This is a genomic window from Vibrio sp. ED002 (assembly GCF_023277445.1).
In the GTDB taxonomy this organism is placed as follows: Bacteria; Pseudomonadota; Gammaproteobacteria; order Enterobacterales; family Vibrionaceae; genus Vibrio; species Vibrio jasicida.
In genome coordinates, this window is sequence record NZ_CP080238.1 from 295,427 (window position 1) to 308,940 (window position 13,514).

Annotated in this window: 10 protein-coding genes; 8 read left to right on the forward strand and 2 right to left on the reverse strand. The window is 44.9% G+C overall.

Annotation, left to right across the window (positions count from 1 at the left end; genetic code table 11):
• Window positions 1-151 precede the first annotated feature (151 nt).
• The 8 genes from ITG12_RS01835 to ITG12_RS01870 all read left to right on the forward strand — a co-directional run bounded on the left by ITG12_RS01835 (window position 152) and on the right by ITG12_RS01870 (window position 10,873).
• The gene (locus tag ITG12_RS01835; protein ID WP_248873484.1) at window positions 152-1,342 is read left to right on the forward strand and encodes an iron-containing alcohol dehydrogenase; all 1,191 of its coding nucleotides are present in this window, start codon (window positions 152-154) and stop codon (window positions 1,340-1,342) included.
• 174 nt (window positions 1,343-1,516) lie between these two features.
• Complete coding sequence (locus ITG12_RS01840; RefSeq protein ID WP_038872212.1) at window positions 1,517-2,722, forward strand: aromatic amino acid transport family protein; 1,206 nt, start codon at window positions 1,517-1,519, stop codon at window positions 2,720-2,722.
• 240 nt (window positions 2,723-2,962) lie between these two features.
• Window positions 2,963-4,087: an HD domain-containing phosphohydrolase gene (locus ITG12_RS01845; RefSeq protein WP_248873485.1), complete on the forward strand. Its 1,125-nt coding sequence runs from the start codon at window positions 2,963-2,965 to the stop codon at window positions 4,085-4,087.
• A gap of 98 nt (window positions 4,088-4,185) precedes the next feature.
• Window positions 4,186-4,401 (forward strand): hypothetical protein, encoded by a 216-nt coding sequence (locus tag ITG12_RS01850; protein WP_038872220.1) that lies wholly within the window; start codon window positions 4,186-4,188, stop codon window positions 4,399-4,401.
• A 398-nt stretch (window positions 4,402-4,799) separates the two neighbouring features.
• A complete protein-coding gene (locus ITG12_RS01855; RefSeq protein ID WP_038872222.1) occupies window positions 4,800-5,564 on the forward strand; it encodes an ABC transporter ATP-binding protein in 765 nt (254 codons plus the stop codon).
• A 12-nt stretch (window positions 5,565-5,576) separates the two neighbouring features.
• The gene (locus ITG12_RS01860; protein WP_042601305.1) at window positions 5,577-6,452 is read left to right on the forward strand and encodes an iron-siderophore ABC transporter substrate-binding protein; all 876 of its coding nucleotides are present in this window, start codon (window positions 5,577-5,579) and stop codon (window positions 6,450-6,452) included.
• On the forward strand, window positions 6,449-8,425 hold the full coding sequence (gene fhuB, locus ITG12_RS01865) for a Fe(3+)-hydroxamate ABC transporter permease FhuB (RefSeq protein WP_248873488.1): 1,977 nt from the start codon (window positions 6,449-6,451) through the stop codon (window positions 8,423-8,425). Before ITG12_RS01860 ends, fhuB begins: the two co-directional genes overlap by 4 nt.
• A 225-nt stretch (window positions 8,426-8,650) precedes the next feature.
• Window positions 8,651-10,873 (forward strand): TonB-dependent siderophore receptor, encoded by a 2,223-nt coding sequence (locus ITG12_RS01870; protein ID WP_248873489.1) that lies wholly within the window; start codon window positions 8,651-8,653, stop codon window positions 10,871-10,873.
• 48 nt (window positions 10,874-10,921) lie between these two features.
• Here the strand turns inward: ITG12_RS01870 and ITG12_RS01875 are convergent, their stop codons facing one another.
• Window positions 10,922-11,470 (reverse strand): hypothetical protein, encoded by a 549-nt coding sequence (locus tag ITG12_RS01875; protein ID WP_038872233.1) that lies wholly within the window; start codon window positions 11,468-11,470, stop codon window positions 10,922-10,924.
• 264 nt (window positions 11,471-11,734) lie between these two features.
• Window positions 11,735-13,513, reverse strand: coding sequence for an ABC transporter transmembrane domain-containing protein (locus ITG12_RS01880; protein WP_248873490.1), 1,779 nt, complete (start codon window positions 13,511-13,513; stop codon window positions 11,735-11,737).
• Between the last annotated feature and the right edge of the window lies 1 nt (window position 13,514).

The window sequence follows — 13,514 nt, forward strand, 5'->3', positions numbered from 1 at the left end:
GTAATAGAATAGTCGATAATCATTGGTTTGGTCGGGTTGGGCTGTGAGAGAAACAAATACAAGATTCTGTGAGCTCTCGATCTCGAAGTGATTGAAAAAACATCTAGAATGACTAAGTCATACGCTCAGCCAAAACACAAAAGGAATTTGTATGCTGAAACATTTTCTCTATCGCGGTTATACCAATGGACTCAAAGTGGCCGCTCACGTTCTTCCTTTGCCAAAGCCAACGCTATTTTCGGGTTCTGGCTCCGTTAATGAACTGTGTGAGGCGGTCAGCGATCTGGGCTTTCAGCGATTGTTGTTGGTGACAGATGAGGGGCTTGTCCTGATCGGAATGGCAGAGCAAGTTGCAGAGCGCGCTAGCTCTAAAGGATTAGAGGTTGTTGTATTCTCAGAGGTGAAGCCTGACCCAACTTATGACCATGTTGAACGTGGCTTAGATGTTTATCTGGAATCCGGATGCGATGCGATTTTAGCGCTGGGTGGTGGCTCGGCAATGGATTGTGCCAAGGTGATTGCCGCTAAAGTGACGAATAAGCGTCCCATCAAAAAACTCGCGGGGTTGTTTCGTGTCTGGAGAACACCAGCACCTTTATTTGTTATCCCAACCACATCGGGTACTGGATCTGAGGTGACCATTGCCGCTGTAGTTTCCGACCCCTTTACTCACCTTAAAACGCCGTTAATGGACCCTAAACTCGTGCCATTGATGGCGGCATTGGATGCAGATCTGTTGTTGGGCTTACCAGCAAAGATTACGGCGGATACGGGGATTGATGCATTGACGCACGCTGTTGAAGCGTATGTATCCCGCAATGCATCACAAGAAACAAAAGCCTACTCCGTTGCAGCCATTAAACTCATCTTTAAGTATTTGCCTAAAGTGGTAGAACAGGGGGAAGACGTAGAAGCAAGGCATAAAATGGCGATGGCATCTTATTATGCTGGGTTAGCGTTCACCAAAGCGAGCTTAGGTTACGTTCATGCCTTTGCCCATAACTTAGGAGCAAAATATGGATTGCCTCATGGAATGGCGAATGGTCTTGCTTTGTTACCGGTTCTTAAGTTTTCGCTGCCAGAGATAGAGCCACAACTGATTGCTTTGAGTGACGCCTTGTTAGGAAGTCGCGCCGATTCTGCCAGTGCACAAGATTTTCTCGATCGTATCGAACAGTTGTATAAAGCGATTGGCATCGAAAAACACACACCAGTGCTTAACAGTTCGGACACAGAAGAGTTAGTGGCGTTGATCTTGAAAGAAGCGCATTGGAACTACCCAGTACCCAAATTCATGAATGAGCAAGAATGTGCTCAGTTACTTTCTGAAATTCGCACTTAAGATATGATTGTAAATTAAAATGTACAGTAGTGGTTTTTTATCCTTACACTTTGCTTGATATTATTCTAAAGATCCTACAGAATCAGCTTCATTACGAACATGGTGTTAGGTTTATGGTGCCGTTGCCCGATCTGATGCTAATAAATCTTATTAAGCTGTAAAGATAAATATACAATGAGTCGATCTAAAGTGTTTGGTAGTACCCTGATTATTGCAGGGACTACAATTGGTGCCGGTATGCTGGCACTTCCTCTTGCCTCTGCGGGTATTGGTTTCACGACTTCCTTGCTGATCATGCTGGGTCTGTGGGCATTAATGGCGTTTACCGCGCTATTGATGTTGGAGCTTCATCAGTATGCCGATAGCAGTGCAACTCTTCATACTCTCGCGAAACAAATTCTTGGTCAGAAGGGCAAGTGGGTTGCAAGCTTTGCCATGCTTTTCTTGTTTTACTCATTGTGTGCTGCTTATATCGCTGGTGGTGGTGCTCAGTTTGGTGACAGACTCACCGAATGGTTTGGTCTAGATATTTCAGGTTCGACTTCAACCATCATTTTTACTCTTATTGTGACCATGGTTGTGACAGTAGGTACTGGCACTGTAGACAAAGTAAACCGCGTGCTGTTTGGTCTTAAAATGGTGACCATGATTGCAGTGTTGTCATTTCTTGCGCCAAATGTGACCGAATCTTACCTATTAAGCATGCCTGTAGAGCAAGGACTGATTGTTGCTGCCATCCCAGTTATTTTTACTTCGTTTGGCTTCCACGGCAGTATTCCGGCGATTGTGAACTACCTAGACGGCGACACATCATCGCTACGTAAAGCGATCATTGTGGGTTCGACCATTCCATTAGTGATTTACATTTTCTGGCAGATCGTCACTTTAGGCGTCGTAAGCCAAGAAACACTGGTTGAAAATGGTGGTTTGAGTGCACTGATTGGACAGCTTTCTCAAACGGTTCATCAGTCCAACCTTGGCAGTGTTGTTGGTGTATTTGCCGACTTAGCTCTTCTGACCTCTTTCTTGGGAGTGAGTTTAGGCCTGTTTGAATTCTTGGGTGACACCATCAAAGGCGATAGCGAAAAACCAAACCGTTTGGTGGCGGCTGTCATAACTTTTACGCCGCCGCTTGGCTTTGCACTGTTTTACCCACAAGGCTTTATTATGGCATTAGGTTACGCTGCAATTGCGTTGGCAATCCTTGCGATTTTCTTACCTCTGGTGATGGTGGTGAAAGTACGTCGATCTGAAGAGTTTACTGGTGAATACCGCGTTGCAGGAGGCCAAGGTGCGTTGGCGGTAACGGGGATTGTAGGAACAGGCATTGTTTTGGCACAAGTATTGATTACTCTGGGAGTGCTACCTGCGCTTGGTTAATAGAAACGGTGAATAAAACGAAAGCCAGTGTGTTACAGCGCACTGGTTTTTTTTGATCTGGATTAAATTACCGTAGAATATTCGGTGAAAATATTGGCGGAAAACTGTTTTTATTTCGTACACTTAGACTGTGGTATGTCGATAATTTAGGTGGAGAAAAGCCGCTCTAATCACATCAAATACGCTGACTTTAATGAGCCTTTTCTTCGGTATTTCTCTACTTGGGTGTGGAGGTGAAGTATGGCGCACCGGAGTTTTTACCCGTTTGCAAAGCCGCTTAATGAGCAAATGCAAACATTGAAAAATAGGATGCAGGTCCATTTGCCATGCATTGATAGGGTGTCGTTTGCCAAATATCACCCTAAGCAAGGTGTGCTAAAATCTTTTGCTGAAAGTGAGTTTGATACTTGGTGTCTAGCGCATCATGAAGCGCCATTGCGCAAGCTTCACAATCTTAGTCTCGCGGCTGATAACGCCGTCCCTCGTGTGGTTAACGATCTCTACGACATCAACCATTGCTCACGTGTTCAGACATTACTTAAACACGGTTATCACTCCTCTGTTGCTGTCCCTTGCTATGATCAGCAAACCTTTACTGGTTTTGTGTTCCTCAACTCCATCCAACCAAATGCCTTTAGTTTAGAAGCGCTGAATGGCCTCAAACCGTATTTCGAAATGGTACAGTTTGCTGTGGAGTCGGAGGACCATGTGGTTAATGCAATCGAAATACTTGCAGAACGGATGCACTGCTTGATGCCAGGCTATTCGCCCGAAGTGTTTTCTCATAGCAAGAGGATGGGACTTTACAGTCAAGTGATCGCCACTCACATTGCCGACCGTCACCAACTCAGTGATGAAGTGGTGGAGCAGATTGGGATGTTTGCGAGGTACCACTCTTTGAGTGAGACCGCTTTACCAGCCGACATTGTTTGCCGTCGCCATCATTTATCTCGCGAGCAAGAATCGCGACTACAAGAGCACATCGAACAATGCATAGAAGCCGCAGATAACATTGTTGCGAGAATTGGTAACCCAGTGCATCCAAGCATTACCTTGTTCCACCAAATCATGACATATCAACACGAGAACTTAAATGGGTCGGGTTATCCGTATGGATTGGAGGACATCGATATTCCTATTGCGGCCAAAATTGTCGCTGTCGCTAATGTGTTCGATGTGATGACTACCCACCATCCATATCGTCAGGCGTGGTCGATCCCATATGCGTTATTAGAGTTAGAAAAGCTTGTGTATCAGGGATTGTTATCAAGAGAATGCGTCAACGCTTTACGTGATCATCAAGATTACTTAAAGCAAATCATCCATAAATACCCAGAGCATTATGCAGGCATGGGATTAATGTGAAAGTAGAGGAGTAAACCGTGAAGGGAATCAAATGTTGACTAGGAGGTCATTATAAACAATACTGTATATGTATACAGTAACTCGTTTGGAGGTGAAGTATGTTGTGGGAAACCCTTGAAAGAGTAAACCGCTTACGCCAACAAGCACTTGCGAATGATGAATTCGTAGAGTCTGCAAAAGAACACGAAGAAGCTTTGCATGACCAAGAGCATTATTACCAACCTAAGAAGCGTTCAGCCAAAGACAGACAAGGTAAGAAGTCGCTGGCCGATATCTATAAAGAAGTAGAATTTGGCGCTGACGCTCGTCACTAATGTCATCAAACGGCTGCGGACCTCATCCACTTTTTCTCACCGCCGCAGCGTAATTCATCTTATGGGCAAGTGCCTATCACTTAGCCGCTTGCCCAATCGTCTCGAAACGTAAATTCCCTCTTTGTTTTGAATCCTGCTTCTTGAAGTCACTTGGTTATTTTCCTTATCGATAAGCAAGGAGCACACTCGATCTGAATTACCGAGCCCTACCATCTTTTAAATTTATAAAATAATCAACTAATGATAATAATAATGGTTTGCATTTGTATCTACCCTGTTATATAAAGCCAAGCTTATTAATCGTTTTGTTGAATAAAATAATGAAACGTAACGGATAGGTGAATGGGTTAATCACGTATTACCGATGCCGATAGTTAAATGGATTAGGTGAAGTAGGGATGTTAGAAGCCAAAGCTCTTCAGTTCAATATTAACGGAAAGTCTCTGTTGAAAGCATTTGATTTGACGTTTGAAACTGGAAAAACGTACGCGCTCGTTGGCCACAATGGTTCAGGAAAATCCACGCTTCTCAAGTTGTTAGCCCAGCAGCAGGCATACAGTGACGGTGATGTTTTGTTGCACGGCGACAATATTAATCATTTTTCCGCAAAAAAATTCGCACAACATATCGCATATCTACCCCAACACTTACCGATGACGGACAGTATTCTTAGCCGTGATTTGGTCAGTTTTGGTCGTTATCCATGGCATGGTTTGTTAGGGCGTTTAAGTGCAAAAGACAAAACCATAGTCGAAGAAGCGATGGAGATGACTGGAACGTTGAAATATGCTGATCGTTTAGTCGACACGCTTTCTGGTGGTGAGCGACAACGTGTGTGGCTGGCCATGCTACTTGCTCAAAAGACGGAATACTTGCTACTTGATGAGCCACTGTCGGCGCTCGATATTAGCCATCAGGTCGATATGCTTTCTTTGATCGCTAAGTTAAGTAGAGAGCTTGGATTAGGGGTCATCATTGTTCTGCATGACATCAATTTAGCCGCTCGCTTCTGTGACCACATCGTAGCCCTACATCAAGGTGATTTGATTGCACAAGGTGATGTTCAACAAGTGTTCACTGAGCCCAAGCTGAAAGAAATATATGGCATTGAAATGCGTATTTCAGATCACCCCGCTGGATATCCAGTAGCAATGCCAAGCTAAGCGGAGTCGACAATGAACTGCATACTTCGTTTTTCTTGGTTAAAGCACGTAGCCTCCCTTACGGCTCTCTTTTTAACCTTCCCAGTTGATGCAACCTCGCAACGAGTTATGTCTGTCGATTGGACCCAAACTGAAACCATGTTGGCACTTGGTGTTGTGCCTGTAGGGGTTGCGCAAGGGCAAGATTACGATGCTTGGGTAAAAGCGCCATTGTTGCCAGTGCAAACCAAAGATGTGGGTTTGAGGACGCAACCTAATATCGAACGTATTTATGAACTCAAGCCGGATCGTATTTTTATTGCGCCTTATTTCTCTGCTATGAAAGAGCGCCTTGCCGATATCGCGCCTGTGACTACCATCGATCTCTATGGTAAAGGCATTACGGATTGGTCGGTACTCACTCAATTTACCCGTACTTTTGGAAAGGAGTTGGGAAAAGAAGCGCAGGCGGAAACTCTAATAGCACAGTCTGAGGTGCAACTTTCCAAACTCAAGCAAACAATAGATGCAGATTCTGCTCCTTTATTGATGATTCAATTTATGGATACCAAGCACGTACGCGTTTTTGGTGAAAACAGTCTTTATTCTCAGGCGATTGCCAAGCTCGGTCTCTCTAATGCATGGAAAGAAGAAACCAACAGTTGGGGATTTAACATGGTTGGGATTGATAAATTGGCAGGAATCTCAGCACAGATCGTCATTGTAGAGCCACTTCCTCATGGAGGGGAGCAGCAACTCGCGAGTGATAAATTCTGGCAATACATTGTCGAGCAATCAGGCCACCCCGTTATGCGAGTCGCTCCCGTTTGGAGCTTTGGTTCGATGCCTTCTGCTGTTCGATTTGCGCACTTAGTGGCTGGAGAAAAAGAAAAGGAGCAACGTGAATGAAAACCGTTCCTTTGACGCTGGTGGTGTTACTTTCGGCACTTACTCTGTTTGTTGGTGTGGTTCATCTGCACAACACAGCGGCATTTCCGGTTGCGCTGAAAAGCCTTTGGCAACCAAATTTTCAATCGATAGATTCGGTTTTACTGCATTTTAGCTGGTGGCCGCGGGTTTTCACGACCATTATTTCGGGCGCAGGATTGGCGGTCGCTGGCGTATTGATGCAACAAGTCTTGCGTAATCCACTGGCTTCACCAACTACACTTGGTGTCGCAAGTGGTGCGAATTTTACCTTAATGTTGGCGACGTTATTCGCCCCTTGGTTGCTGGATTTTTCAGCCAACCTTGTTGCGTTGATTGGCGGTGTTACGTCTATGGCGCTGGTGATGTTGTTATCTTGGCGACGCGCTTTGTCTCCAACCGTTGTTGTGGTTTCCGGTCTGGTAATTAACTTGTATTTTGCTTCGCTAAGTACGGTCATTTTGATGATGAATACCGAGAAGCTTAATGGATTGATGATTTGGGGAGCAGGTTCTTTAGTTCAAAGTGGGTGGGATTACTTTCGCTATTTGGCCCCACGTGTCGCGATTGCCGGCCTGGTCGCATTTCTGTTTGCTAAGCCATTAACTTTATTGGAGTTATCGGAACAGGGAGCAAAAAGCTTAGGTGTATCTCTAGCAAAGCTAAGATTTGTATGCCTGGGTTTAGCGGTTTTGATTACCTCTTGGGTGGTGGCGACGGTTGGTATCATCGGTTTTATCGGTCTAGCTGCTCCGGCAATCACGCGTTTAATTGGTGTTCATCAGATCAAGCACAAGCTTTGGATATCGATGTTGATCGGCGCAATGTTATTGACATTGACCGATTTGGTTATTCAGCAGTTACCCGGTCTAATGGCTAGCTTTATTCCTACGGGAGCTGCAACGGCTGCGCTTGGTGCTCCGCTCCTACTTTGGTTACTGCCGCGGTTGTCGCAAAAGACACAAGGGCATACCCAAACAGTGCTTACTCGACACTCCGAACGAGTCAATAAGCTGAATAAACACGCCATCGCTTTTACCTTTCTGATTATTCTGGCGGGCGTGGTTCTTTTCAGTACGGTTTCTGTACAGAATCAAGGTTGGACGTCGCTTTTCTCGACTAAAGAATGGCTATTTTTAGAATGGCGAACGCCAAGACTCCTAGCCGCGGCGATTGCAGGTGCTATGTTGGCGATAGCAGGAACCATTATTCAACGCTTAAGTGGCAATCCAATGGCCAGCCCTGAAGTTATCGGTATCAGTTCTGGTACGGCAATGGGCTTAATTATAGCCATGTTTACTGGCGTTGGCGCGTCTGTGGTTACTTTGTCGATAGGCAGTTTGATCGGCGCTTTACTTACGATATTCGTAATCGTTTTACTGAATAGAAAATCTGGCTTCCAACCAGAGCGCATTTTGCTGACAGGTATTGCGATTACTGCGCTGATGAATGCGATACAAAGTTTTATTTTGGCTACCGGTGATCCACGTAGTTATCAGGCGTTAGCTTGGCTCTCTGGCTCTACTTATTACGTTTCTTTGGATACCTTACTGCCTTTGGCCGTGTCGGCGTTGACCTTCATCGGCTTGAGCTTTGTGTGTGTAAGATTGTTGGATATTTTGCCAATTGGCGCTTCTTCTTCAAAGGCATTAGGGCTAAATGTAGATCGCTCCCGTGCCATTCTGTTACTCCTTGTCGCTTGTCTGACTGTGAGTGCAACGTTGGTCGTCGGTCCTATCAGCTTCGTCGGTTTACTTGCGCCACATTTGGCACGTCTATTTGGATTTAATAAAGCATCTCAACATATGTTGTGCGCGGCTTTAATTGGCGCTGGCGTAATGCTGTTGGCAGATTGGCTAGGCAGGCAAGTACTTTACCCTCAAGAGGTACCCGCAGGTCTCATGGCCTCAATCATAGGGGGTCTATACCTAATGTGGGGTTTACGTCGTTTGTAAGAGTTTGAATCCACTAGGCAAGACGACGAACCCAAACAAAGACAACTGATAAGAATTCTATGACTGGGTGATCGCTCTCATCACCCACTAAGTAGTGCTCGCAAAACACATTCTGTGCTTTTGCATTTATGGAAAACAGTGGTTATGCCGGAACCAACCTCATCGTATTCGTGCGTTGATATTGCTTATAAAGGTTGGAAAGGTTGCCGACTAAAGGAGAAAATAATGAATCGGCAGTTTATGCTGACACCAGCGTCAATGGCTATTGCAATGGTGTTAGCTACCCCTCAAGTGCTTGCTCAAGAAGATGAAAACCTGGTTGTTATTGGCCTGCAAGAAGACAGTGCCGTTGGTCCCGACTTTAGCTATCTTGGCGCTAAGAGTCGCACTGCAACCAAAATGGATTTAGCGATCAATGAAACGCCTCGCGCGGTTTCTGTAGTGACTCGCGAACAAATGGATGATCGCGCATCCATCAGTGTTTCAGATGCGCTGCAATATACGCCAAGCATTCAAACCAACTACTTTGGTGAAGATAACAAGCAAGACTGGTTTATCATCCGAGGTTTCAAACAGGCAAACAGCGGCTTGTACCAAGATGGCACTCGTCTTTACTCATCAGGTTTTTACAGTTGGCAGATAGACCCATTTGCACTAGAGCGAGTAGAAGTGTTGCGCGGTGCTGCTTCTGTTCTTTATGGCCAAAACCCACCGGGTGGGGTGATCAACCTAGTAAGCAAACGCCCACAATTTGATGGTGATTCTGGACAGGTGTCTCTGGAATATGGCTCTGAAGATCGTAAGCAAATTTCGTTAGACGTGAACTCCGAAGTGAATGAAAAGCTCGCGGTCCGTGTTCAAGGTCTGGCGAGAAAAAATGGCACGCGTGTTGATGGCGTCGAGGCTGAGCGGTTCTTAATTGCTCCGTCACTTACGTACAAATTTACAGATATGTCGGAAATTACCTTGCTGACTAGCTACCAGAAAGATGACTCCGATCCTTATCTGCAATTCTTACCTGTTGAGGGGACATTAAAGCCAAACAAAAATGGAAAGATCAGTGATAGCCTTGCAATAGGAAACACGGATTGGGAAACATTCGAGCGTGAACAGCTTTCTTTAGGCTACGAGTTCTCACACAGGTTTAACGACACTACGTCTTTTGTGCAGTCGACGCGTTACAGCCAAATGGAGGTGAACCTGAGGCAGATGTACTCCTATGTGTATGCAGCAGACGTTCCAGGGCTAGGTCCATTGCTTGACCCGCTTAACGAGCGTAAGAGTATTTTACGTGCAGCGACCACAGAAGAGGGGTCATCAGACGCGTTTAATATTGATAACCGTCTGATACACAATATGAAATGGGGAAGTGTGGAACACAACCTCATGGTGGGAATTGATTACCAAATGGTGAGCATTGATGGCAAAGACTTTGCCAGTGATCCATTGGTTGCGGACGGTGACTCTATCTTAACAACGCCAATTGGTATGCTGCCTGACCCACGTTTTGATGTGTTTAACCCAAGTTATTCAGACAACGTTTGGTTACTTGACTCAACCACACTTCAACCGCTAACGGACGCAGATAAACAACGTACTAAGGTGGATAATGAACAGCTCGGTATCTATCTTCAAGATCACATGTTGATCAACGATAAATGGGCTGTGTTATTGGGGGCGCGTTATGACAATACGAGTAATGAAGTACATAACGTAACCACAGGCTCACGCACCAAAGTGGATAATGAAGAGTGGACGTTAAGCTTAGGTACTGCGTACATCACGGATTCTGGATTTACGCCTTACTTTAGTTACTCACAATACTTCGACCCAATCATTCAACAGGACAGTGCTGGTAAACCCGCTAAACCGGAAAGCGGTGATCAGTTTGAAGTTGGTGTGAAATACCAACCTCGTTCGTTTGATGGTTACTTTAACGTTGCTGCATATCAAGCAACTAAAGAGAACCTCGCTCGTATTTACCTCAACGAGCTGACTCAGATTGGTAAGGTAGAGAACAAAGGGCTCGAATTAGAAGTGGTTGCTAACGTGACGCCGTCACTAACTCTGCTTGGTAACATCGCTTATGTGGATTCGGAAATCAAAGAGGATGTAAATACATCTTGGGTTGGCAATACGCCGTCTCAAGTAGCAAACACGGTATCTTCTGCATGGGCACATTACCGTTTCCTTGAAGGAACTTTTGATGGTTTAGCTTTCGGGCTGGGTGCTCGATATACGGGTGAATCCTACGGTGACAACACTGAAACGTTGAAGGTCCTAGGCTATTTCTTGATGGACGCGACGGTAAGCTATCGTATTGGTGATTACAAACTTCAGGTGGCGGCGAAAAACCTAGCTGATAAAGAGTATGTCGCGACGTGTGACGGCTTCTGTTGGTATGGTGATCGCAGAAATGTGATTGCGAATCTTACCTACGATTGGTAAATCATCGAGAGCGAAACGAAAAGTCCCCCGAGCAGTCGGGGGATTTTTTTAGAAATCAGCTTTACGGACGTAGTGGGGGTTTTTGTATTTCTTCTCTGGTCCAAAACTAGAAACCACCAACTTGTTCCAAAGCGTTTTATCGAACTCTCCTTTAGGAATGGACGGGTATAGTGTTTCTTCTTCTTCCCTTGCAAAGTTCATGTACTGCTTTTTCTTTATTTGGTTGTATTTCTTCGCGATTTGGTTGTGTTTTCTCACCCATTCGAGCTTATATTCACGCAACACGTTTTCGCCTTTTTCGGCGTCCATACGTGATAAGAAAAGGCGTTTGTACGACACTTTTCTGTCGAGCATAGTCCGCATTACCGTCTGGATATACTTACCATGATGAGTGATGGTGATATCTTTCTCGTCAATAGGCGTGATAAACCAGCTCTTCGGTAAAAAGCTCGGCTTCTTAAATTGCTTATTACGTTCCACTAGCACCTGATGAAGAACTAAATCAGATGTGCCGCGAAAGGTCTTTTGCCACTTAGCGATTCGTATCTGTAACGAACCTGGTAAGCGATAGATGTTAGTAAACTTATCTTGGTCCATGGACTTCTGTCATGAAATTAATATGCAATGTGAAAATTCGCAAACACAAACCCACAAACGTCATAAACAGGTATTGTTTGAATAGGTTGAGTCGGTAGTTAGCGCGATTTTACAACGACCTTGCTGATAATAGCGAGGGGTTATGTCAATAATAGGTAAGAAATAAAGAAATTGTTTAGATTATGAATGAAAGTTTGCATCTAAGAAAAAGCCCGTTTCGATAAAACGGGCTTGACGTAAGTGCTCATGTGCGCTCTGAGCTGTTTAAACAGCTTCCTCGAACTGCTTATCGTCCTCTTCTTCAATTTGCTGAATATGGCGGTTTGCTTGTTGAAGTTGGTACATTTGCGCGTAACGACCATTTTGCTTCAATAGTGCTTTATGGGTTCCACTTTCTACCAAATCACCATGGTGTAAGACGATGATCTTATCGGCATCCAAAATGGTCGATAAACGGTGGGCAATCACCACAAGTGTCATGTCTTGGCGAAGTACTTCTAGACTCTTCTGAATCAACGCTTCGGTCCCCGAGTCGATGTTCGCAGTCGCTTCATCCAAAATAAGAATCTTTGGCTTCGCCACTAATACGCGCGCGAGTGCAAGCAATTGTTTTTGGCCTGCCGAAAGATTGGTTTCACCTTGGCCAAGTTGCGTATCCAAGCCATTCGGATAACGACGAATCTGCTCAGCTAATCCGACTTTTTCAAGAGCATCCCAAATCTGAGCGTCTTCCATTGGTCTACCCAGAGATATATTTTCTCGCACGCTTGCTGGGAGAATGTGCGGATCTTGTTGAACCATAGCCACATCTTTACGAAGGACATCTTTACCTAACGACTTTAATGGACGCCCATCAATGAGCAGTTCATCGATCTCTGCTGGGTAGAAACCCATTAGCAGGGACGCTAGGGTACTTTTGCCGCTTCCGGTATGACCGACAAGCGCAATAAAGTCTTGGTGGTTGGCCGTTAAAGAAATGTCCTTCAATACATCTTGTTTTCCGTCGTAACTGAAAGTCAGGTGGTTAAGCTCAATTGATCCAGTTCTTAATGGCTGATGGTCATCACCGTAAGTTTGCTCTTTCGCATCGATCAATTCGAACACACGTTCACTTGATACGAGCGCTTGCTGAAGCAATGCCAATTGTTGAGTCATCTCAATTAAAGGTTCGGTAACGCGAGCAAGATAACTGATGAACGCATAAAGCACACCCACACCAATCAGTTCGATACCGTTGAAACCAAAGATAGCCACCAAAGAGAGTAGGGCGAGGCCCGCTAACAAGTCCATTAACGGGCGCAATAAGTAGCCATTCAAACGAATCACCTTTTTAGAAGCAACCAAGTGCTGCTCGGTTAGGTCATTAAACTGTTTGTTAAAACGCGCTTCTTGTTGCATGAGCTGAACAACACTCATCCCTTGGATTGATTCGCTTAAATTCGCATTGATATCGGTGAGCAAATCGCGCATGTTGCGGTAGTTCTCGGTACTCAGCTGTTTGAATAGGTACATAAAGCCAACGACAATAGGCAGTAGTACCAACACAACCAGTGTTAACTTCCAACTCATGTAAGTCATTACGCCAAGCATGACTAAGATCATGACAACATTTTTCACCACCGTCGCGATAAGCAGTTCATAAAACTGCTGAAGCGATTCCGTATCGTTAGTGATGCGAGAAACCAGCTTCCCTGCAGGTGTGTAATCGAATGCCGATAGCGGTTGTTTGATGACACCAGAGAAAACTTGTTTACGAATGGTTTTTATCGTATCGGTTGCAACAATACTGAATTGTAGCGACTGAAAGTATTGGAAGGTCGCGGAGATGATTTGCAAAGCGATGTAACCAGCCGCGAGCGAAATCAAAATATCGCGCGAGTAGTCGCCTTTGGCAATATGTTCATCGATAAAGTATTGGATCAACCAAGGCCCACCGGCACTGGCTAACGCTGCAATAAACAGCAGAGAAAGCCCTTTAATCATTGGCTTTGGCTGAGACAATGGGTAAGACATTAACCGCTTAAATGTTGTTGATTGCTTCATG

Excerpts from the sequence above, each read along its gene's own strand:
- ITG12_RS01850 (WP_038872220.1), top strand. The coding sequence starts at position 4,186 with ATGTTGTGGGAAACCCTTGAAAGAGTAAACCGCTTACGCCAACAAGCA.
- ITG12_RS01840 (WP_038872212.1), top strand. The coding sequence starts at position 1,517 with ATGAGTCGATCTAAAGTGTTTGGTAGTACCCTGATTATTGCAGGGACT.
- ITG12_RS01870 (WP_248873489.1), top strand. The coding sequence starts at position 8,651 with ATGAATCGGCAGTTTATGCTGACACCAGCGTCAATGGCTATTGCAATG.
- ITG12_RS01845 (WP_248873485.1), top strand. The coding sequence starts at position 2,963 with ATGGCGCACCGGAGTTTTTACCCGTTTGCAAAGCCGCTTAATGAGCAA.
- ITG12_RS01855 (WP_038872222.1), top strand. The coding sequence starts at position 4,800 with ATGTTAGAAGCCAAAGCTCTTCAGTTCAATATTAACGGAAAGTCTCTG.
- ITG12_RS01860 (WP_042601305.1), top strand. The coding sequence starts at position 5,577 with ATGAACTGCATACTTCGTTTTTCTTGGTTAAAGCACGTAGCCTCCCTT.
- ITG12_RS01835 (WP_248873484.1), top strand. The coding sequence starts at position 152 with ATGCTGAAACATTTTCTCTATCGCGGTTATACCAATGGACTCAAAGTG.
- ITG12_RS01875 (WP_038872233.1), bottom strand. The coding sequence starts at position 11,470 with ATGGACCAAGATAAGTTTACTAACATCTATCGCTTACCAGGTTCGTTA.
- ITG12_RS01880 (WP_248873490.1), bottom strand. The coding sequence starts at position 13,513 with ATGAAGCAATCAACAACATTTAAGCGGTTAATGTCTTACCCATTGTCT.
- fhuB (WP_248873488.1), top strand. The coding sequence starts at position 6,449 with ATGAAAACCGTTCCTTTGACGCTGGTGGTGTTACTTTCGGCACTTACT.